Here is a 21193-nt window from a genome sequence, read left to right on the forward strand (position 1 = left end):
ATGACATATTTTTTTAGAAAAGCTTATGCTCATAACGCTCATCAGCAAAGCATTTTCAGCTTTATATGCCGAGGTTGAATAACTTTTAGTACCCGAAGGCAATGACTTGACTTTCAAGACATCGCCACAAACAGAAATAATTTAAAATTAAAGCTGATTGAGGAATTTCTTAACCTCCAGGTACTCCTCAGTTTCAGTTTTTCCTTGCTGCCGATAGAGAGTCGCAGCCGTGTTAAAATCCACTATCGTTTTGTGCTTATTATGAAAATCAGCATAGCACTTGCCCCGATGGTAATAAGCATCAGCATGATCTGGATTAAACTGAATCACTAGATTCAAGATTAAGATCGCGTCTGAAAAATTTTTTTCTTCTGCTGCGGGAAAGTTTTCTTCGTCCTTAATCCTTTGTAGTGCTTGCTCATATAACTTTTGAGTACCTTTTTCTGGTTCCCACACATAATTTTGACAAGTTTCCCAAGCTTGTCTCTCTACTTCAGTTTGAGGATTCTTGAGAACAGGATGGTAGCGGAGGCGATCGCATCCTACTTGCAACCAATATACCCAATCAACTGGCCACAAACGCACTGTGCCATCCACACCGCTACTGACAACCTGCTTTCCAGTTGGATCAAAATCTACAGATGTAACACGAAATTTGTGACCAATAAACGGTGAACCAACAGCATTCCCCTGTTGATCCCAAAGTCTAACAGTGCCATCAACACTACCACTAATTATTAGTGTGCCATCAGGACTAAAAGCTACGCAAGTAACACTGTCTTCATGACCAGTGAAGGGATTACCGATAATGTTACCTTCTAAATCCCAAAGTTTCAGTACACCAGCAAAACCACGACCACTGAGAGGATCATTATTGATACTACTTATGATGTATTTTCCATCTGGACTAAAGGCTAGACAATCAACCCAACAACCATCAACTCTAGAAGGTTGAATGATAGATTGACCATTAATGTTCCATAGTCCAAGACTACCATCAGAACTTCCACTGGCAAGCATTGCTCCATCAGGACTAAAGGCGATAGAAGTAATCCGTGACTGATGTCCATTAAATAATTCTTTAAAACTGACAATAATTATTTAATGTACAAATGGAGAATAGGAGACTCGAACCCCTGACCTCTGCGGTGCGATCGCAGCACTCTACCAACTGAGCTAATTCCCCTTGTGAATGCAGAGTTATACACCCTGATACACTTATCATATTTTAACACTCAGGTACACTAGGTTTCATCTCTTTTTGCGAATAAACTTCCTGAACTCGTTCTAGTTCCAAATCAGTAAGATAATCCACGGTCCAATTACAGCAACGCTGAAGCATATGAAAGGGGTAAGTATTCGCCACACCAGCTACTTGCATTTGTGCTTGTTTAGCTGCTTGTATTCCTGGTGGAGTATCTTCAATGGCTAGACACTCTTGTGGTTGTAGATGCAAATCAGAATATTTTTGATTAAATTTTTCCACTGCCAACAAATAACCATCGGGTTGGGGTTTACTGGTGGTGATATCATCACCCGCTACAATAACAGTAAAATATTCAGCCAAATTGGCGCGTTCAAACACCAGTTCTATTTCTTGGCGAACAGCACCACTGACTAACCCTAGTTGCAGATTACTCGATCGCGCTTGATATATTAAGTCTTCTACACCTGGATACAACGGTAGTTTGTCAAGCTTTCCGAGTTCTTGCACATAAGCTTGGGCTTTACGGTGCAGCAACTGAGTTAAATACTCTTCTGTAGCTACTCTACCGCGATTCATGAGCAGTTCTTGAAAATAAGCGCGATCGCTCCTTCCTAATGAAGCTTGACGTTCTTGCACTTTTTGGGGTTGGAGATTTTCTTGAATGAGAATCTCATCTATCAGTTGTAGGTGGATGCGCTCATCGTTAATGATTACGCCATTAAAATCAAACAGAATTGCCTTTAAACTCATGCCGTTATGCCAAAAGCTGGAGACTCTAAACCCTCCAAATTATTATTATCTATTGCTGGTATATGTTGTCTGACTTTTGCTTGTGTAGTTCCATCTTTTACAGGAATGGGTTTTACACCACTACTTACTTGATGTATCCACCAAACTTCTTCAGTTCGCACCGCCTCAAATCCCACCGCACCCATCCGCGCATCTACACTATCAGCAGCATACTCACGAATGTAAGGCTCTTCAAAAATATCGTTGAGCCAATCTAGCTGACGTAGGCTTTTCTGACTCCCATCAAGAATCAATACTTGTCCACCAGCTACCAACAATCGGAAACATTCCTGTAGAATTGTCTGGCATACTACAACTGGTGTTTCGTGGAACAACAAAGAAGCTGTCACTAAATCAAAAGAAGCATCTGGGAAACTGGTGGTTTCTGCGTTCCCATGTCGCCAGCTGATATCTAAACCCTCAATTTTGGCTTTATCTTCTGCCCTTATCAGCATATAGGGTGATAAATCCAAACCAATGACATCCGCTTGAGGGAAAGCCTGCTTTAACATTAATGTGGTGGAACCCGTACCACAGCCTAAGTCAAGTATGCGTCTTGGCTGGACTTTCACCGCATCAATTAACGCTTGACGCACCCAAGTCTCATTGGGTGGTAGAGCGTATTCCGTAATTGGGTCGTAGCTGACGGCTGCACTAGAATTGAGATATCCCCCCTCAATACCGTGAAAGTTCTGGTGATTGTAGTACGAGGGAATTATGACATCAGTTCTGCGGAAGCGATCGCTTTCTTTCTCCCAGTCGATACTTTGAGCATAACGTCGCCACTTATCCTCATCCATCAAAAACCGGACTACAGGAGATAGAAAATTGCCCCAAATTGTATTTGGACGCGCTGCCATAAAGTTGAGTTAGCCTTGGTTATCTTGTATCTTACACCTTCTGCGATGAATTTTAAATTCACGTAATTTGCTGGCAAATTAGTATCATAAACTACTTCTTGACACACAATTCATTCTGTATTATGTTTGTAGTATAAAAATAGAGCAAATCAATGTTAAGTCATCTAAATTCATTACAATCAAGTTCTTAGTTAGGACTTTAGTCCTTCTTTTGAAATTAAAATCCTGACTACAAATCTTTAACTATCTCTAATAAAAACCTTCTCTAGAAAATCCCAACTCATAAATTTGAAAATATGCCTTACGAACAATTAGAAATTAAAACACCAGCACCTGTATTATCTTGGGCAAATCATGAACTAGGTTCAGAAGAAACCAAGATGGCTAAAAATGTGGCATCCCTACCATTTGTATTTAAACACGTAGCATTAATGCCAGATGTTCATTTAGGAAAAGGTGCTTTAGTTGGTTCTGTAATTGCTACTAAAGAAGCAATCATTCCTGCTGCTGTAGGCGTGGATATCGGCTGTTTTGTTGGAGATACTTTAGTTCCTCTAGTTGATGGTCAATGTTATCGAATTCAAGACCTAGCAGAACAGGGAAACGAATTTATTATTTATACTTGTACTCCAACTGGGAAAATAGTTGCAGCTCAAGCAAATGCCAAGTTAACCAGAAAAAATGCTCCACTGGTCAAAGTAATTTTAGACAATGACGAGGAAATTATTTGTACTCCTGACCATCAATTTATGTTGCGAGATGGGACTTATAAAAAAGCTGAGTTACTGCAACCAGAAACTTCCTTAATGCCTTTTTACTCTCGGATTGACAAAGATGGTTATACTCTAATTTCTCAACCATATTCAAGTCGATGGCACAAAGCACATTGGATTGTTGCTAGATCAGGTTTACTGGGTAAAATTCCTAGATTTGAAGGTCAAATAACAGTCATTCATCACCGTAATTTCCAAACCTCTGATAACCGACCAGAAAATTTGGAATTTATGGGTAATAATGAACATTCTGCTTACCATCGTTCTTTAGTAGAAAATAATCAACATTGGCAATCTCCTGAATTTGAACAAAAAAGAATTGCTTCCCTAGCTCACAAAGCAACAACTCCAGAAGGATACCAATATTATGCAGAACGAGGAACTAGAAACATCCTTCAATATATGCAGCAGCAACCGGAACATTTTAAAAATGCAGTTGCAGATAATGGAATGCGGGGTAAGCAATATTTAATTGCCTACAATACTAGCGAGAAAGGAAAAGCAAAATCTCAAGAAATTGCTAACCGATACTATAAATGCGAAATTTGTGGAGCATCTATTAAAACTCCTATTGGGCTGCACAACCACCGCAAGAAAGAACATCAATGTAATCACAAAGTAGTGGCAGTAATTCCTCTCAATTATACAGAGGATGTTTACTGTCTCTCAGTGCCAGAATATCATAACTTTGCTCTCAAAGCTGGCGTTTTTGTACACAATTGCGGTATGAGTGCTATAAAAACACCATTTACTGGTGAACAATTAGAAGGCAAACTAAAGAAAATACGCCTAGATATTGAAGCCGCAATTCCTACAGGTTTTAATGAAAATAAAGAAGTAGAAAAATCAGTCACTAACTGGCAACATTGGCATGACTTTAAAAACTTACACAAAGGTGTCCAAGACTTACAATCTAAAGCTATGAGACAAATGGGTTCTCTTGGCGGTGGAAATCATTTTGTAGAAGTTTGCCTAGACACAGAAAATCAAGTTTGGTTGATGCTGCACTCTGGTTCACGCAATATCGGCAATCAACTTGCTCAGTGTCATATTAGTACAGCAAAGGAGTTAGCAAAATTGGCTGGTAATAAATTACCTGATCCTGATTTAGCTTACTTTATAACTGGTACACCAGAATTTCAAGCATACTGGCATGATTTACAATGGGCGCAAGATTATGCTCGTGTCAATCGTGATGTAATGATGGCGCGTTTCAAACGCATCATTGAAAAGCATTTGGCTGGAGGAAAACTGACAAAATCTCTATTGCAGGTTAACTGTCATCATAACTACGCCGAAAAAGAAGTACATTTTGGAGAAGATATCTATGTAACGCGTAAAGGTGCAGTCCGCGCTCAGACAGAAGATTATGGCATTATTCCCGGTTCAATGGGAGCAAAATCTTTCATTGTTAAAGGTAAAGGTAATGCACATAGCTTTTGTTCTTGCTCTCACGGCGCTGGTCGTTTATTGTCGAGGAATAAGGCAAAAAATACTTATACACTTGATGATTTAATTGAGCAAACAAAGGGTGTAGAATGCCGGAAAGATACTGGCGTTTTAGATGAAATACCTGGTGCATATAAACCAATTGATCAAGTAATGAACAATCAAGCCGATTTAGTCGAAGTTGTAGCTACACTTAAGCAAGTTGTTTGTGTAAAAGGCTGACACTACTCGGCGTAAATAAATGCAAAGTTGGTGGTTACTCCAGCCATTTAGGAGAGGTTCTTGTCGTTTAGGGGCAATAATACCTTTTCCAAATAAATCAGAAATTTTTCAATTTCTGATTTATACCCTATCTTTGATATGAGACTTCCAAATAAAAAAATATTCAAAATGTAGGGTGCATCAGTATAAATAATTTCTTGGCGATACAGCTAAGTTTTTTCTCACTGACGCACCCTACTGACCGTCAATTTGGCATAGTTTATTTTTTGGTGTTCCCTATGGGACTCATATTTAATTTTTTCAAAACTTAAATATCTCGCTACTTCCTTATTTCCTGTTTCTACCTACATAGATAATTTCAGTCATCCAATTGGATGAGTATATATCTTAAACTATTGTTGAGCAATCATGTAAAGTTATTTTTTTTGTTACAATACGAACTTGATTAATCGACGATTTACACAGGTAGTATCTTGCTCAACTTTGCTGTAATAACGATGAGATTAATTTAACATCAAAATAGCAATTGCAGCAGTGAGGAAATAATTAGAGGATGTATCTATGAGATATGGAATTGATATTGGTCACAATTGCCCACCAGACACTGGAGCTAGAGGCATCAAAGTTGAGGATAGTCTCACGTTAGATGTAGGCAATCGAGTGACATCTAAGTTAAAGGCTTTAGGGCATGAAGTAATTTCGTGTAAACCAGATAGAGCAACTTCAGTCAAGGATTCTCTTTCTCAAAGATGTAACAAAGCAAATGCCAGCAAAGTAGAGGTTTTTGTTTCTATACATTTTAATGCCTTTAATGGACAAGCCAACGGTACAGAAGTATTTGCAGCTAGTGATAATGGTAGGAGAATAGCTAAACCAGTATTAGACGAAATTGTAAAATTAGGATATTTTAACCGTGGGGTGAAAAATGGTTCTCACCTTTTTGTTTTGCGAAATACAAATATGCCAGCGATTCTGGTAGAGTGCTGCTTCATTGATTCGCAAAAAGACATGAATATATATGATTCAGAAGCAACAGCCAACGCAATTGTTAAAGGATTAACAGGTAAATTACCTAGTACTCCTGTAGCTTCTGTACCAGATGAAGAACAGAATATAGATACAAGTATCTTGAGACTACAAAAATCATTAAATCGTCTCAAAATTACCGATAGAAACAATAGACCTCTCGTAGAAAATAGCCAACTTAATTCTGAGACAAAATTTGCGATAGAGAAATTTCAAGGCATTGTGGGGATTGAAAAAACTGGAATTGTAAACGAAGCAACATGGAACTCGATTAATCTGATTTTAGCTAAAAGAATTATCAGACCTAATCATGCCGGAGGCCCAGTTGTCAGATACTTACAATTTCGAGTAGGTGTTGGCGTTGATGGTATTTATGGCCCGCAAACAGAAGCAGCAATTAAGAGATTTCAAAGGCAGAATGGTTTGCTGGCTGATGGAATTGTGGGGCCAATGAGCTGGCAAAAATTAATCGGTTAGTTTTAGTGAATGGCTAGAGGCTAGTAAAATTTTCTTTTGCTTCTAGCCTTCTTATCACTAGCCACGATTTCGTTCTAATAAAAGCATCATCATTAAGCTTAATAAAATTTGTTGCTCTTCGCGATCGCTAATTTGATCGATAGGTTTGATGGTAAACTTTCTGGAGAAGAACGAAGGGATTTTCTCCAAACGCATTACAACTGTACCATCAGATCGGCTGACTAAATAAACTGGGTTAAATACGTAACCAGTGAACATACCTAAAATGGGGATTTCTGCAAATAAGGCATCCGCAATCTTCACCCAAGGATTTTTTTCTTGAATATTTAAATTAGTTATCTCGCCATCAAAAATATCATAACGCGCACGCCACAGGGATTTTAAGCCACGTCGTTTAACAGCACCAATATTAGCACCGTTACTGTCGGTGAAGTCATAGCGAGCAGAAAAATCAATAATGCGATCGGCTTTGATGTAGTATAAGGGACGAGTGCGATCGGCATCGGCAAAAATGGTAATTGCTTCTTTGAGCTTGAACAGTTTCTGTTTGACGTAGAAAACCAAGTTGCTTTGAGCATCAACAACAGAAATTTGCGGTGCTAAAGCCCAAAATTTGAAGGTAAGTTCTAGTGGATACTGCATAGTGACGGTAAAAAAACAGAATTTCTCACCTTCTTATTAATCCCTCTTAGTCCTAATATGCAACACAGAAAGAATTAAATAATGTAAACACAGCTTCGGACTATCTGTTTAAGTGTCTAATACACCCTATTATGTAGCGGAATGCTGTATCAACCTTCTTTTGATTTCTGCCGCCAAGTTTTCCAAAGTCACTTCTACTTGTTCGCCTGATTTTAAATCTTTGAGGGATGATTTTTGTGCTGCGGCTTCATCGGCGCCAATAATTACACAAAATTGAATGCCTTGTTTATCTGCTGCTTGAAATTGCTTACCTAACTGGCGTTTTTCAAAATTTGTAATTACATTAATGCCTACTTGACGCAACTGTTGTGACACTTTTAAATAAGTTGGCATTAAGTCATCTTGCATATTGACTACTACTACCTGGGCTGGCGTAGCAGGTAAGGTATTTAAAATACCTGCTTTAAGTAATCGGCTAATTAAGCGAGTTAAGCCGATAGAAATGCCCACTCCGGGCATTTTTTCACCTAAAAAAGTTCCCACTAATTCTTCGTATCTGCCTCCAGAACAGATACTACCTAAAGCTTCATGACCGATAAGAGTTGTTTCGTAGACTGTGCCTGTATAGTAATTTAACCCACGAGCGATTGATAAATCAATACAAAAACGTTTTTCGGGAACTTCCAGATTCCGCACGCCTGTAATCACTGTTTCTAATTCGCTGACACCTAAATTAAATTGTTTTGATTCTGGTAGATTTTGTGATAGATGTTTGAGTTTATTTAATACGTCATTAACGCTGCCATCAATTTTGATAAAGTCTATAATTTTTTGTGTCTGTTCTACTGATATACCTTCTTTTTCTAATTCTTGTTTTACTTTAGTTTCACCGATTTTTTCTAAATTATCAATGATGCCAATACAAGTCTTAATTTGATTTTCGGCAATTTCTAACGATTGAAAGAATCCTGTAAGAAGTTTGCGGTTATTAATGCGGATTAAAAAATCACCAATATTAACTGCTTCAAATATTTGGGTAATAATTGCAGGCATTTGAGCATCATAAAGCAAGCTGAGTTCACGTCGCCCAACTACATCAATATCACACTGACGAAACTGACGAAAACGTCCATCTTTTGCTCGCTCTCCTCGAAAAACCACATCCATTTGATAACGAGCAAAGGGAAAGGTTAATTCATTTAAGTGACGGGCAATATACGCTGCTAAAGGAACAGTTTGGTCAAATTTTAAGGCTCTGGCTTCTGAACCTGTTTCCCCAGATTTATCTCTTTCTGCTTGACGATTTGGTGGCAAAATCGGGTCGATACCATAAATAATATTATCACCTTGATTGCCTTTAGCTTGTAATACTTCTAAGCGTTCAACTGCGGGAGTTTCAATAGGTGTAAATCCGTAGCTTTCATAAACTCTACGGATGGTATCTAGTAAATATAATTCTAGGCGTTTTTCGCTAGGCAGAAATTCGGGAAATCCGCTAGGAGTTGAGAAGTTGATTTTGTCACTTTTTGCCATGCGTGTACCTTTTCAAGTTTCTAGGGTGCAAATTTCTCCACCCTTTCTATTTCATTCTTTCAGAAAATTGTGCGCCCACTCAGTGAACGCACCCTAGAGATTTTACATCTGGTGGATTATTATTTTAGCCGTTCTTCTTGAATCAGAGTACGTTGGTATATTTGATCATTTTTAAACCAGTGCCAAGTTCTCGCACGATGGTTATTATCAGGACTAATTTGAATCATTTCATACAAGTACATTGCTGGGACTGTCTTATAAGAAAACCACAAAATTACGCTAGAGTCATCTATTTCCCAGGCTTTGCCTTGAATGCGATCGCTATCAAACCACAGTATTTTATCTTGATACGTCCCAGGAAATTTATGTTCTTCTTGTTTCCCATCAGCCCATGTGTAGCGATTAATTTGATAATAGGGATAGGGGCCATCTTCAGGAAATTGGCAGCTTAAGTGAGATTCATGGTGGTCAAGAATTTTTCCTGAGGTATCAATTAATGTATATGTGCCTACCCATTCACCTTCATGACGAGCAAGCACGGGCATTTCTTCGCGGATGTTAGACATAATTTGGGTACAGGGTACAGGAGATGGAGTGAGAAAAACTAATGACCAATGACTATTGACCAATCATCTTCAAGAATCGGGTAAAGTAGTCTGGAAAGGTTTTTGCTGTACAACTGGGATCTTGAATCACAATACCCGGAGCTTTTAAGCCTGTAACGGCAAAAGCCATTGCCATTCTATGGTCGTGGTAGGTTTCGATGGCGGCTGGGGTAATGGGGCTTGGCTCAATTTTCATCCCATCGGCAAATTCTTCTACTTTGACACCTAAGCGACGTAATTCAGTAACAACAGCGCGGATGCGTTCGGTTTCTTTGTAGCGGATATGCTCTACATTACGGATGGTAACAGGTGAACTGGCAAATGGTGCGATCGCTCCCAATGTTTGCACTAAATCCGACATATCATTCATATCAATGTCGATACCCTGTAATTGTTCTGGGCCGATAACTTCGGTGTAATTTTCACCCTCATGCACCTGACAACCCATCTGTTCTAAAACATTGAGCCAGAGAATATCACCTTGGCAGGATTGTTTGGTCAAATGGTTAACCCGCACCCTTCCCCCAGTGACGGCGGCGGCGGCGAAAAAGTAAGACGCATTCGACGCATCGGGTTCTATAGTATAGTGTCGGGCTTGGTAACGTTGACCCGCTTTGATATGAAATTGATTGTCGTCGGTTTGGGTAACATCTACGCCAAAATCAGCCATGAGACGACAAGTCATTTTGACGTAAGACTGGGAAACTAATGTACCCTCAACCTCAATAGTTGTATCCTGTTGAGCGTAGGGTGCAATCATCAGCAATGCGGAAAGTTGCTGACTGGTTTGGTTAGCTTTTAAGCGAAAATGCCCACCAGCAAACTGCTGACCGTAAATAGTATAGGGCATAAAACCAGGGTTGCCTTCAAAGTTGATTTTTGCTCCACCAGCTTGTAGGGCTGTCAGCAAATCCCCCATAGGTCGTTCCCGCATCCGTGGAACACCATCTAAGCGATATTCACCATTTCCTAGTGCTACCAGAGCCGAGATAAACCTTGCTGCTGTACCCGCCAGTCCAACAAACAAATCTGCTTGTTTAGCTGGAATTTCCCCTCCCTTTCCTGAAACTTGGATTTGAGCCAGATGAGCATTTAGTGTAATGGGAATGCCCAACTGCTCTACACATTTAGCAAAATACTCACTGTCTTCACTAAATAAAGCATTTTCTAAAGTAGAGTCACCTTGCGCTAAAGCAGCAACAAGTAATGCCCGATTAGTGATACTTTTAGAACCAGGAATCTCTACTGTGGCATCCACAGAACGATTCAGGGCGGGGATGGCGATAGTATCCACGTAAAACCTCTTTGTGGGTGGTCAGCTACATACAACTTATATATGTTCCCATATCATGAAGGTTGCTTGAACAGTCATATTTTTTGGTTTTCTGTTAACGAAGAGGCTGGGGGTAAGAGTAAAATCGGGGCTTGATACCCAGTAGCAGCAATCGTGTCAACCAGACAAATAACCCACACACTATGTTAGTGTGTGGGTTATTTGCTTTATAGTGATTGAATGCCAGGAACCAGACTTGAACTGGTGACACGAGGATTTTCAGTCCTGTCCAAATTCTTTCTATATCAAGGGTTTCAGGTAAATAAATTATAAATTACACCATTTTTACACCATTTATTAGAAATTATTAAAAGTAGCTTTCACACATAAGTAAAGAAACCCAAAATCTAAAGAGAAAAGTTCATTCTAATTAAAATGTAAAATTTTATTTCCTAATTAGTTTAGGACTTTTATCTTGACAAAGATAGTTAAATGGGTAGGTAAAATTTAAGAATTAGGGTTAAATTTAGCCGATCAATGAAGTGTCAATATGAGAACCAAAACAGCGAAAATCTTGGTTCGCACAAAGCACTATATATTTTTAGTGATGGCAATGGACTACGCTCCGCCGTAGGCGATCGCTACTCATCAACCTGCCAACCACTAATCAAGCAATGCTTGAGAAAGTATAAAATAAAACTTTTATAGCTCAGATATGCCTTGTAATAATAGTAATTAACCATAGTTTAGCAAGGTTACTCTGCATTTTTGGGGTGTCATGATGAGCTTAATTAATCTGGATCTAGTAATCAACGCAGTTACGGGCATTGCTAATCTTTTGATTAAAGAAAAAATTCTGCGTAGTGAAACAGTAATTAAGTTACTCCAGCAATTTAACCTTGATCCAGAGCATCCACCTGCGGATTTTAGCGGTGTTTACGCCTATGCCTTAGTCGAGTAAGGTGTTGGTAAACCAAAAGCATTTCTGGAATTATTCAGACAAGAGGCCATTAAACAGGCTTTTCGCAAAGCATTAGACCATAATAACCCCTCAATTCTGCTGTCTGAGGTTGATGTTAGTGGTAGTTTGGATGAAACAATGAAATTTTGGGATGTTCAGTCTGGTAATTGTTTCAAGACCCTTGATAATAGACCCTATGCTGGTATGAACATTACAGGCATTAAGGGTTTAACCTTATCGGAGATCGCTACCCTCAAAGCACTTAGCGCAGTGGAAGAATAATAAATGTAAAATTAAAAATGCAGTAGAAACAAGTTGTGAATTTATAATCATCAAACCTCCACAACATATGGAAATAACAAAAGTATCAAATGAAGGACAAGTGATTATTCCTGAAGAATTACTAAAAGCCTCTGGCTGGGAAATCGGACAGGAATTAATAGCAATTAACATGGGTGATGGCATTCTTCTCAAACCTAAGAAACTCTTTGCAGAAACTACATTAAATGATGTTGCAGGCTGCTTGAAATATCAAGGCGAACCCAAATCTTTAGAAGATATGAATGATGCCATCCGTCAAGGTATAGAGGAATCGTGGCATGGTGGCAGTTGATACTAATATAATTGTGCGCCTATTGACCCAAGATGATGAATTACAGTACCACAAGAGTCTAGCAATTTTTCAAAACGAAAAGATTTTTATACCAGATACTGTAATTCTAGAAACTGAGTGGGTACTAAGGTTTGCTTATAAGTTTAAACCTGTTGAAATCTGTACAGCGTTAAAAAAGTTGTTTGGGTTGCCAAATGTCCATCTGAGTAATTCGGGCTTAGTGTTTCAGGCGTTGCAATGGCATGAATTAGGCTTAGATTTTGCTGACGCGCTTCATCTAGCCCAAAGTCAGAATCATGAAGAATTTTACACTTTTGACGATAAATTTGTGAAAAGGGCTAAGGGGTTAACTACCTGTGAAGTCAAGCAGCCTTAGTGATGACTCAGCAAAAAACCTAGCCTCAAAATATGTGATGAGGCGATCGCCCCCTCTTTGCCTTACATTAATTTGGTAAGAGCGATCAGCTACGCTGGGCGGTTACGCCATTGCAGAACAAAAGCGCATTGTAGAGAAATGCGATCGCCTACTTTTCATCTGCGACGAAATCGAAAAACGCCAGCAGCAAAGGCAAGAGAGTATTGTGAGGATGAATGAAAGTGCGATTGCTCAACTCCTCTCATCCCAAAATACCGATGATAGCGATTATGTCACAGTTCCAGGCATCCTGCGCCTGTGGGATTTAAACTCTGGCAATTGCCTGCACACCTGGACTGGTGACAGTGCTATTTTCTGCTGTGCCGTCTCATCTGATGGCTTTACATTTGTAGCGGGTGAAGTATCAGGACGGTTGCATTTCCTACGCTGGGAAAGGTTGAACTAGGAAAATGAACACCCAAAATGGGAGACACTGGTAATGACTAGCCCCAATGACCCCCTTGCTATTATTGACAGCATCCTAGCAGGCAATTTCACAACAGCCGACCTTGCAAGTTTACGCCAATCACTCACTCCCAGTAGTAGCCAAAATGTAGTGCAGTTAGGCAAATACAACGTCAACATTGGACAAGGGCAAGGCGATATCCACATTGGTGATAAGATTTACCAAGGTACTGATGCAGACACTATTAAAACAATTATTCAAGCTGTATTAGAAGAATTTGCACTTCCCCGCCGAGGAGCAGATAAATCATTGCAAAAATGGAAATACTTGCACACCTTCAAAGGTCATCTAGGTGCAATTAACGCTTTAGCAATTAGTCTCAATGGGCAAACATTGGTAAGTGGCAGCAATGACAAAACACTCAAGCTTTGGGACTTGAGAACTCTGCAATTACTCTACAGTTCTCCCCCCAGCCAAAGTGCTATTACATCCCTAGCTATTAGTACAGATGGCAAGACTATTATAGCTGGTAGTCAGGGAGGCACATTGAGAACTTGGAATTTACCAACTAGAGAATTAGCTGGCAATCCCACAAAATTGCATAAAGGCGCAATTAACTGTGTTGCCATCAATCCTAATTGTCAAACTGTTGTTACCTGTGGCTCTGATAGAACACTCAAGGTAATAGATTTATTTACTAAAAATATAATTCACAACTTAAGCGCAGGAAAAACCCCCATCAAAGCAATTAGCATTAGCCCAGATAAACAAACACTGGTAACTGCTAGTGAAGCAGGCACAATTAAAACGTGGAACCTAACAACAGGAAAATTAATTTATTCCCTTGCACAAGCTCATGAAAGTTCAATCAATACAGTAACATTTATTGCTAATTCTCTAACATTTATCACTGGTAGTTCTAATAAAACCATTAAAATCTGGACTATAAATTCCGCTAAAAAAATAGAATTACTCCACACACTAGACAGAGGAAAAACCCCAGTAAAATGTCTGGTGATTTATCCCGATGGACGTACTCTCATCAGTGGTAGTGAAGGCGGCGTAATCAAATTTTGGGATTTAGAAACACAAGAACTACTTCACACACTCCTAGAAGTTCATCTAAGCTCAATCAATTGTCTTGCTATTAGTTCAGATAGCCAAAATTTTGTTACTGGTAGCGAAGGCGGTAACATCAAAGTTTGGCGCAGGTATTCTTAAATCATTCGTATTTTACTATATTTGTGCAATAGTTATAATACTTAAGTCTAAAATATTTTTAACTCAGTAACTAAGGAATACTTTGGCTAATTATGTGCATCCAAGTCACATTCTTGACCAGATTCTCAACGGAAGTTAAGTTGAGAAGGATATTAACTTAATGCTGCAAGTGCCGATTATCCTAAGCTTTTCTGACTAGCTAGTCCATACCAACCCCAACGACAATGAGTTCTAATGAGCTAAACAATATCCTTGATGACATTGGTAGTGATAAGCACGATGAAAAAGACTTAGCTGCTTTACGTCGGTTACTAAGTTCAAGCGATCGCCAAAGTTTGTTACAGCTAGGCAAATATGGTGTCAACGTTGGGGAAGGGCAGGATATTCAAATTGGCGATCGCATTTATAAGGGATCAGATGCTGAAACAATTAGAAAAATTATCCAAGACGAACTGCAAGCAGTTAAGTATGGATACAACAGCCAATCTGTTCGTAGCGGCTTATATGCGTTGACTGAATTAATGGCAGTACCTCAAGTGCGTGCTGCTGTCTTTGCTTTCCGTACCGATTTTCAAGCTGTGTGCGAACAAATCGATGTTTTAGTCAATTACAAAGATTTGCATGACTTGTTACATACGCTGGAGTTCCAATGCTATGGCGGTATTGTTCAAGAGGCAAAACGATTTCCAGATGACGAGACAGCTTTAGACATCCTCATGGATCATAAGCTAACACTTCAGCAAATTGTCACTGACATACAAGAAATTGCGCTTCGGGGAACCCTAGCTAAAAAAGAACTTCTTTGGCTCAAAGACCTTGTGCAAGCTACCGAAGAGTTACACGGTGGGATTGAAAATCTTGACACAAGACAGATCAAAAGGGCTGTATGGCTAATCAACCGAGTGCTGGCTATCCAACCTTCACGAATCAATACTAGTCTGAATATCGCAGCACGGGTCTTAAGGCTGCCTGCTCTGGTGAAAGCACTAACTTGCGTGCGAGACAATTTAGCACATTGTGAACTTGATGCAGACAAAGCCAGTCAATTCAATGACGGTGTTGAGGCTCTTGCCAGCCTAGAACATAGCTTAACTATTCTTGTTCACAGTCACAACGACTGGCAAGAACTCGATTTAGAATTACGCCGGATTGAAGCCAATATTGAACAAGATATTTTTGAACTTGAACTGTCTTGGCCTGACCTTAAAGCAATGGCAGAATCACTCTACAGCAGCACAGACGAAAGGGCGTTACTGTTTCAGCAAGATAGTGAAAACTTGGATAGTGCGATCGCCTCAAAACATCCTGTTAAAGTCAAACGATACTTCCGAAGCTACCGCCGACGTGCAGGCGGTAGCTTCTTTCGAGTTGATATGGATCTGAAGCGATTGTGCGGTAATTTGCGGATAGTTGGTGAACCATTGGTATCTGTGCTGAGGTTGATTGAATGAGTGAATTTAGTATTTCTCTTACCTCTGACAATACCGTAAGCAGCTTTGCTTCGCTGGCATCTCTACGAGCTACTCACAGTGAACTCCTGAAACGCCATCGAGAAAGTGGCAGTACATCTGAGTTGCTAAAAGAGATAGAAACATTTATTTGTCAAGGGCGAGCTACTGGTGCGCTACTCGATGCCGACGAAGACCGATGGGCTAGTCAAAGTTTATTAGATTACTGGACGGCGATATTGTACCGTGCAGGACACGAACCGCCTGATGCTACATTAGCTGAATTTGATCCAACATTAGCTCCAGAACTGGATGACACGCTCTGCCCATACTTGGGGTTGGAAGCATTTCGAGAGGAAAAGTCAAGCCTTTTCTACGGTCGCCAACGTCTTTTAGAGAAACTGGTTAATCACCTTAAAGAAAACCGTCTATTAGCCGTGGTCGGTTCTTCTGGCAGTGGTAAGTCATCAGTCGTTTTAGGCGGACTGTTGCCAAGCTTGAAAGGTGGTGTGCTGTCGGGTAGCGAGAACTGGCATTACTACTCGCCAATGGTGCCAGGAGTTAATCCATTAGAAAACCTTGCTCGACTCACTAAACCTCTTGGTGTTAATGATAGTGAATGGCTTCAGCAGCAAGTGGAGAGCTTTCACAAAGATCGCAATCATTTAACCAAACTAACCAATGGCTTGGGTAATATACCCAGTGTTCTCATCGTGGATCAGTTCGAGGAAGTGTTCAATCTATGCCGTGATAAGAATGTTCGCCAAGCTTTCATAGAAAACATAATAGACTTTATTCACTCGCCAGATAGCCGAAACATTGTCATCCTTATAATGCGAGCCGACTTTAATAGTCAACTAGCACGGGTGTCGATGTTCCAAAATTTATTTGAGCAGGCTCAGGTACTGATAACAGCATTAGATGTTAGCGAACTAAGAGAGGCGATTGAAAAACCTGCTGAGTTAGTGGGTTTAAAATTTGAAGAAGGGCTAGTTGAGGCTTTGCTTAAGGATGTGTTGGGCGAACCAATAGCATTACCACTTTTGCAGTTTACTTTGCTGAAGTTATGGGATAACCGAGAGCGCAATCGAGTTACCTGGGAAACTTATCAACTTTCGGGTGGAGGCCGTCAGGCACTGACTCTTAGTGCTGAAGAGTTTTATGAGAAGTTAATTCCTGAAGAGCAGATGATAGTTAAACGTATGCTGCTGCAAATTGTTCAACCTACCAAGGGGCAAGAAGTTACCAGTAATCGTATCCAGCTTAAAACACTATATCAGATAGGGGAAGAACAGGATGATGTTGATCGGGTATTAGATAAATTGGTTCAAGCGCGGCTAGTACGCTTAACACAAGGCAATACATTAGAGGACACCCAGGTTGAAATTATCCATGAGGCTCTTGTACAGAACTGGCCTCGCCTAGCAAACTGTTTATTTAATCTTACTCATAGTGATTTGAGTGCAGAACAGCGTGTACAGGCGTTTCGAGTAACAGCTTCACCCATGGCACGAAAATTAGCAGGATTATTAGCTTCTGCACCAGTGATTAGTCTGCCAATTGTGCGATTGATTCGGGAAACACTTTTAGACACATCTCAACAAGTTCATGTGGCTGAAGTATTTTTAGGCGGATTACTAAAGCCTTTATCTGAGATTAATGTAGATACCAATCCTGATTATGTTCAGTATGAGTTTATGGATGGGGTGCGAGAGTTATTAGTTGATTCTGTGCCTTCAAAATATGTGTTAGACGTTGTGGATGAAGTATCGAAATATTTAGCAAAAAAATTAGGAATATCTCTAGAAAATTTTGCGGCTATTTTGAAAAATCCACAACAAGTTAAGAATAGTGAAATTATTGCAGAAATTGGATATTTCGCAACAGTCACATCTCAGGCTTTGAGGCGTTTGGGTGGGGAATATCTGAAGCTTGCTGATTCACTTGAATCTAATATACCAATCAATAAAATAAAATCTGAATTTGAAGAAAAGGCTTATTTATTGGGACAACAAGGTAATACAAAAATTTATAGCTTTTGTAGTGATAAACCTTGGCTTTTGCCTTTTGATGTTTTTGTAATCCCTATGGGTTTAGAATTTGGCTTTGGTAGTTTAGCTTTATCATTTAAAGAATGGTTAGGAAAGAATTTTATATTTCTGATTCAAGCAATTGAGCAGGAAAAAAATAATAAAAATCAATTTAAAATTAGCCCTAAACAACCTTTGTTGGTTGCCTTACCCTCCAAAATCAATAATCAACTTTTTTTATTTAATAACAATCAATCTCAGAGTTTCATTATTTGTGCAACAGCAGAATCTCCAAAGCATACAATAGTGAATACAGGTAAAGTTGTTGAGTCTGTAATTAATATAGCAGAAAATCAAGAATTAAAACGTATTGTAATACCCTTATTGGGAACAGGAATAAATAATTTACCTATAGACGCAGTATCTCATACAATGTTGTCGGCACTTGCTAAATCTTTAAAAAATTCATCATCACATCAAATAACAGAAATTATTTTTGTAGATAAAGAAGAAAGCATAATTAACACTATCAATAAAGTCGCAAAAAATATATTTTCTAAGAAATCACTAAATGAATTTGATGTACCTACTTCAGCTAAAGCTAAAAAAGAAAGTTCATTTAACAAAATAAATGACGGTATAACAAAGGCTCATGCTGATAAAATTATCCGAATTCTTGGGCCTAGAGGGGCTGGAAAAAAAACATTTATGTCAGCCTTAGCTAGTTGGTCTAATGCTAAGTCAGACAACCCCATTCTATCAGTCAGTTCTTTTGGTGGTGATTCAGCTAACTTGATTAATATAGCAAAAGATATTTTAGAGCAAGGCTGTCCATCAGTTCCAATATCTCGTAATGAAGATGCCGATAATCTCCCTATTTACAGATTATTAATTGAATTAAAATCAACATTTTTAATTACAAAAAATGTTAGGTTGAAAATTTCATATAGAGATTATTTTGGGGATATTTTTCAGGATTTACGCGGTGGAGCATCGTCATTTGACCTAACCACTTATTTAGATGATTATGCCAATTCTTCAGGTCTATTGTTGTTGTTAGATAGCTCATCGATCGAAGATAGGCAATATTCTCAAGCTTTAGCTTGTTTGCAAACAGAATTAGCTGACCGTTTGGTAGGTAGAAACATCAGTTTGAAAAGCTACCGTATAGCTATTGTTTTTAACAAAGCTGAGTTAAATGAAGTTTGAATTCATCGACGTCAAATTGACAGATTTGTTAATCTGAAATTTCCCAAAACAAAAGCTACTGTCCAAGAATGGTCTAGAAGTTGGGGATGTGCTGTTAATTACTTCTTTTCTTCAGCATTTGGAATGAAAGGAAACTCACCACAACCAAATTTCAAAAAACAGTTCAGGGATGATGGAGGTACTTATGGTGTGATTGCTAACCCTTCAGTTTGGAGACCTTTTGGGTTAGTCGCACCAATTTATTGGCTATCTACAGGTAAAGATGATATGCGTTTAAGGGACTAGAAAGTAAGTTAAGTTAACGATCAATAAACTAACACATTAGCTTTGCTATAAATTCTCACCCAATAATGTAAGAGTATTAAACTGAATTTTAGGCAATGCTAACAACACTAGAAGAATGGGACTTAGTTGCGATCGCCATTTCAACCCAAATACAAATTTACTACTTGAAACAAAATCCAAATGACCACCCCTGAAGAATTAAACGCCATACTTGAGCGCATAGTCAAACAACAGCAGACTGAAACTGATATGACAGTCCTGTGGCGATCGCTCAGTAGTGGTAGTCAGATTGTCTCTCAGCAAGGGAAATATGCAGTCAATCTAGGACAAGGGCAGGAAATTCATATAGGCGATCGCACTTATTACGGTGCAGATGCAGAATTAATTAGAGAAATAATTCGGTCTCTCCTTGAGGAACTAAAAGCTACTGGTCAATTTGCCACATTTAAAGAGCAGAACCAGCCGTCTGTTGATGAACTGGTGCAACAAGTGCGATCGCGCATTCATGATGATATTCAGCGATTACATAGCACGATGCCACTATGGGGTGTAGATCACTGGGTTCCTTTAGGTGATTTGTTTGTAGATGTGAACATCCTAGAGGAACTGAGCAGTAGTCGTAGGTCAGAACTCGATGACTTGTGGCAAGATTTCAGTAAGAATCCCAGCGAGCGCAGTTTAGATCGCATTGGCTTGGGTAGAAAACTGCAAAGGGTTTCAGGACTAGACGTACTGGCGAAAAATACAAATCTCATCGTGGTGGGTAAACCAGGTTCAGGGAAGACCACTTATTTGCAACGCATAGTTACCGAGTGCAACGCTGGTAATTTACAAGCGCATCGAATCCCATTCGTGATTCAATTGCGAGAGTTTGTAAATTATGGACGTGAGTTTACTTACTCACTGGAGCGTTATTTTGAACAGTGCTGGCAGTTATCAAATACAGAAATTAATTTAATTTTCCATCAAGGTCGAGCATTAGTATTGCTGGACGGATTAGATGAAGTAACAGGGGAAGATGCTAGGAACATCACTGAGCAAATTAAGCAGTTTGCTGGTTCTTATCCGCAGGTGCAGGTAATTGTGACTTGTCGGACGCAAAGTTTTACAGGAGAGACGAAGTGGAAATCTCTACGTTTTAGTTTCGTAGAGGTAGCAGATTTTAATGAAACTCAAGTGCGAACATTTTCTGAGCATTGGTTTCAGGCAGTTATTGGGGATGACTCAGCAGGACTAGCGCGATCGCATGAGTTTCTAAATCAACTTTTTTTAGAGGCGAATCAACCGATTCAGGATTTAGCGATTACACCAATTTTGCTGAGTTTGACGTGTGTTGTGTTTCACCAAACTGGCAAGTTCTACTCAAAGCGTTACAAGCTTTATGAGGAAAGTTTAGAGCTACTACTAGAGCGGTGGGATAAGTCGCGGGAGATTGAGCGAGATGAGATTTACCGAGATTTATCGCCGGAACGAAAGCTGGAGTTACTTATTTATCTGGCGGTGAAAAAGTTTGAGCAACCACAGTATATTTTATTTGAGCAGCAAGAAATTGAGGCTTACATAGCAGAGTTTTTGGGAATTGGGCTGCGGGATAGTCGAGCAGTTTTGAAGGCGATTGAGTCACAACATGGGTTATTGATTGAGAGCTGATTCGTAAAGTAAATATTAAATAGACAATCGCCTAACCATGAGACGAAGTAAGGAACCATAAATCATGGCTTCACTTACCTCTGAATACACTTCATAATC

Annotated in this window: 19 protein-coding genes, 1 tRNA gene and 1 pseudogene; 13 read left to right on the forward strand and 8 right to left on the reverse strand. The window is 39.3% G+C overall.

All coding sequences use genetic code 11. The annotated features are described in order from the left end of the window. Positions 1 to 147: 147 nt before the first annotated feature. The 4 genes from H6G18_RS15930 to H6G18_RS15945 form a co-directional block, all read right to left on the reverse strand. The gene (locus H6G18_RS15930; RefSeq protein ID WP_313954439.1) at positions 148 to 1101 is read right to left on the reverse strand and encodes a WD40 repeat domain-containing protein; all 954 of its coding nucleotides are present in this window, start codon (positions 1099 to 1101) and stop codon (positions 148 to 150) included. Between the two features lie 12 nt (positions 1102 to 1113). Continuing rightward, positions 1114 to 1186 (reverse strand) — tRNA-Ala (locus tag H6G18_RS15935). 42 nt (positions 1187 to 1228) lie between these two features. Continuing rightward, positions 1229 to 1957 (reverse strand): HAD family hydrolase, encoded by a 729-nt coding sequence (locus tag H6G18_RS15940; RefSeq protein WP_190408076.1) that lies wholly within the window; start codon positions 1955 to 1957, stop codon positions 1229 to 1231. Next, positions 1954 to 2856 (reverse strand): class I SAM-dependent methyltransferase, encoded by a 903-nt coding sequence (locus tag H6G18_RS15945; protein WP_190408077.1) that lies wholly within the window; start codon positions 2854 to 2856, stop codon positions 1954 to 1956. Before H6G18_RS15945 ends, H6G18_RS15940 begins: the two co-directional genes overlap by 4 nt. Before the next feature lie 296 nt (positions 2857 to 3152). Here H6G18_RS15945 and H6G18_RS15950 point away from each other — a divergent pair, with 296 nt between their 5' ends. Both H6G18_RS15950 and H6G18_RS15955 read left to right on the forward strand, forming a co-directional pair. After that, a complete protein-coding gene (locus H6G18_RS15950; RefSeq protein WP_190408078.1) occupies positions 3153 to 5300 on the forward strand; it encodes an RtcB family protein in 2148 nt (715 codons plus the stop codon). 561 nt (positions 5301 to 5861) lie between these two features. Continuing rightward, positions 5862 to 6803, forward strand: a complete 942-nt coding sequence (locus tag H6G18_RS15955; RefSeq protein WP_190408079.1) for an N-acetylmuramoyl-L-alanine amidase — start codon at positions 5862 to 5864, stop codon at positions 6801 to 6803. A gap of 57 nt (positions 6804 to 6860) precedes the next feature. On the opposite strand, the gene H6G18_RS15960 is transcribed toward H6G18_RS15955, so the two are convergent. The 4 genes from H6G18_RS15960 to aroA all read right to left on the reverse strand — a co-directional run bounded on the left by H6G18_RS15960 (position 6861) and on the right by aroA (position 10877). Further along, on the reverse strand, positions 6861 to 7445 hold the full coding sequence (locus tag H6G18_RS15960; RefSeq protein ID WP_190408080.1) for a hypothetical protein: 585 nt from the start codon (positions 7443 to 7445) through the stop codon (positions 6861 to 6863). Positions 7446 to 7574: 129 nt separating this feature from the next. Continuing rightward, positions 7575 to 8978: a histidine--tRNA ligase gene (gene hisS / locus H6G18_RS15965; RefSeq protein WP_190408081.1), complete on the reverse strand. Its 1404-nt coding sequence runs from the start codon at positions 8976 to 8978 to the stop codon at positions 7575 to 7577. A gap of 119 nt (positions 8979 to 9097) precedes the next feature. After that, entirely contained in the window at positions 9098 to 9544 is a 447-nt protein-coding gene (locus tag H6G18_RS15970; protein ID WP_190408082.1) for a DUF3598 family protein, read from the reverse strand. A 52-nt stretch (positions 9545 to 9596) separates the two neighbouring features. Further along, positions 9597 to 10877 carry a 3-phosphoshikimate 1-carboxyvinyltransferase gene (gene aroA, locus H6G18_RS15975; protein WP_190408083.1) on the reverse strand — a complete coding sequence of 427 codons (1281 nt, stop codon included), beginning with the start codon at positions 10875 to 10877 and terminating at the stop codon, positions 9597 to 9599. Positions 10878 to 11393: 516 nt separating this feature from the next. On the opposite strand from aroA, the gene H6G18_RS15980 reads away from it, so the two are divergent. The 11 genes and pseudogenes from H6G18_RS15980 to H6G18_RS16035 all read left to right on the forward strand — a co-directional run bounded on the left by H6G18_RS15980 (position 11394) and on the right by H6G18_RS16035 (position 21094). After that, positions 11394 to 11564: a hypothetical protein gene (locus H6G18_RS15980; protein WP_190408084.1), complete on the forward strand. Its 171-nt coding sequence runs from the start codon at positions 11394 to 11396 to the stop codon at positions 11562 to 11564. A 70-nt stretch (positions 11565 to 11634) separates the two neighbouring features. After that, positions 11635 to 11931 (forward strand): annotated as a pseudogene (locus tag H6G18_RS15985) (hypothetical protein); the annotation flags it as partial. Between the two features lie 235 nt (positions 11932 to 12166). After that, positions 12167 to 12430 carry an AbrB/MazE/SpoVT family DNA-binding domain-containing protein gene (locus H6G18_RS15995; RefSeq protein WP_190408085.1) on the forward strand — a complete coding sequence of 88 codons (264 nt, stop codon included), beginning with the start codon at positions 12167 to 12169 and terminating at the stop codon, positions 12428 to 12430. Continuing rightward, positions 12417 to 12806, forward strand: a complete 390-nt coding sequence (locus H6G18_RS16000; protein ID WP_190408086.1) for a type II toxin-antitoxin system VapC family toxin — start codon at positions 12417 to 12419, stop codon at positions 12804 to 12806. Before H6G18_RS15995 ends, H6G18_RS16000 begins: the two co-directional genes overlap by 14 nt. A gap of 57 nt (positions 12807 to 12863) precedes the next feature. Further along, entirely contained in the window at positions 12864 to 13025 is a 162-nt protein-coding gene (locus tag H6G18_RS16005) for a hypothetical protein (protein ID WP_190408087.1), read from the forward strand. Continuing rightward, positions 13018 to 13251, forward strand: coding sequence for a hypothetical protein (locus tag H6G18_RS16010; RefSeq protein WP_190408088.1), 234 nt, complete (start codon positions 13018 to 13020; stop codon positions 13249 to 13251). Before H6G18_RS16005 ends, H6G18_RS16010 begins: the two co-directional genes overlap by 8 nt. A 33-nt stretch (positions 13252 to 13284) precedes the next feature. Next, entirely contained in the window at positions 13285 to 14472 is a 1188-nt protein-coding gene (locus H6G18_RS16015; protein ID WP_190408089.1) for a beta-propeller domain-containing protein, read from the forward strand. Positions 14473 to 14696: 224 nt separating this feature from the next. Beyond that, positions 14697 to 15923 carry a hypothetical protein gene (locus tag H6G18_RS16020; protein WP_190408090.1) on the forward strand — a complete coding sequence of 409 codons (1227 nt, stop codon included), beginning with the start codon at positions 14697 to 14699 and terminating at the stop codon, positions 15921 to 15923. Continuing rightward, positions 15920 to 19159 (forward strand): nSTAND1 domain-containing NTPase, encoded by a 3240-nt coding sequence (locus H6G18_RS16025; RefSeq protein ID WP_190408091.1) that lies wholly within the window; start codon positions 15920 to 15922, stop codon positions 19157 to 19159. Before H6G18_RS16020 ends, H6G18_RS16025 begins: the two co-directional genes overlap by 4 nt. A 123-nt stretch (positions 19160 to 19282) precedes the next feature. Beyond that, positions 19283 to 19444: a hypothetical protein gene (locus H6G18_RS16030; protein WP_190408092.1), complete on the forward strand. Its 162-nt coding sequence runs from the start codon at positions 19283 to 19285 to the stop codon at positions 19442 to 19444. 180 nt (positions 19445 to 19624) lie between these two features. Continuing rightward, positions 19625 to 21094: an NACHT domain-containing protein gene (locus H6G18_RS16035; RefSeq protein WP_190408093.1), complete on the forward strand. Its 1470-nt coding sequence runs from the start codon at positions 19625 to 19627 to the stop codon at positions 21092 to 21094. Positions 21095 to 21193 lie beyond the last annotated feature (99 nt).

Source organism: Anabaena subtropica FACHB-260, assembly GCF_014697105.1.
Lineage (GTDB): Bacteria > Cyanobacteriota > Cyanobacteriia > Cyanobacteriales > Nostocaceae > Trichormus > Trichormus subtropicus.

What these genes read in the sequence shown, in the direction of transcription:
- H6G18_RS15970 (WP_190408082.1), bottom strand. Translation starts at nt 9,544, where the DNA reads ATGTCTAACATCCGCGAAGAAATGCCCGTGCTTGCTCGTCATGAAGGT.
- H6G18_RS16035 (WP_190408093.1), top strand. Translation starts at nt 19,625, where the DNA reads ATGACCACCCCTGAAGAATTAAACGCCATACTTGAGCGCATAGTCAAA.
- H6G18_RS15940 (WP_190408076.1), bottom strand. Translation starts at nt 1,957, where the DNA reads ATGAGTTTAAAGGCAATTCTGTTTGATTTTAATGGCGTAATCATTAAC.
- H6G18_RS16020 (WP_190408090.1), top strand. Translation starts at nt 14,697, where the DNA reads ATGAGTTCTAATGAGCTAAACAATATCCTTGATGACATTGGTAGTGAT.
- H6G18_RS15945 (WP_190408077.1), bottom strand. Translation starts at nt 2,856, where the DNA reads ATGGCAGCGCGTCCAAATACAATTTGGGGCAATTTTCTATCTCCTGTA.
- H6G18_RS16000 (WP_190408086.1), top strand. Translation starts at nt 12,417, where the DNA reads ATGGTGGCAGTTGATACTAATATAATTGTGCGCCTATTGACCCAAGAT.
- H6G18_RS15950 (WP_190408078.1), top strand. Translation starts at nt 3,153, where the DNA reads ATGCCTTACGAACAATTAGAAATTAAAACACCAGCACCTGTATTATCT.
- H6G18_RS16010 (WP_190408088.1), top strand. Translation starts at nt 13,018, where the DNA reads ATGAATGAAAGTGCGATTGCTCAACTCCTCTCATCCCAAAATACCGAT.
- H6G18_RS16015 (WP_190408089.1), top strand. Translation starts at nt 13,285, where the DNA reads ATGACTAGCCCCAATGACCCCCTTGCTATTATTGACAGCATCCTAGCA.
- H6G18_RS16030 (WP_190408092.1), top strand. Translation starts at nt 19,283, where the DNA reads ATGAAAGGAAACTCACCACAACCAAATTTCAAAAAACAGTTCAGGGAT.
- hisS (WP_190408081.1), bottom strand. Translation starts at nt 8,978, where the DNA reads ATGGCAAAAAGTGACAAAATCAACTTCTCAACTCCTAGCGGATTTCCC.
- H6G18_RS15960 (WP_190408080.1), bottom strand. Translation starts at nt 7,445, where the DNA reads ATGCAGTATCCACTAGAACTTACCTTCAAATTTTGGGCTTTAGCACCG.
- H6G18_RS15955 (WP_190408079.1), top strand. Translation starts at nt 5,862, where the DNA reads ATGAGATATGGAATTGATATTGGTCACAATTGCCCACCAGACACTGGA.
- H6G18_RS16025 (WP_190408091.1), top strand. Translation starts at nt 15,920, where the DNA reads ATGAGTGAATTTAGTATTTCTCTTACCTCTGACAATACCGTAAGCAGC.
- H6G18_RS15980 (WP_190408084.1), top strand. Translation starts at nt 11,394, where the DNA reads ATGAAGTGTCAATATGAGAACCAAAACAGCGAAAATCTTGGTTCGCAC.
- H6G18_RS15995 (WP_190408085.1), top strand. Translation starts at nt 12,167, where the DNA reads ATGGAAATAACAAAAGTATCAAATGAAGGACAAGTGATTATTCCTGAA.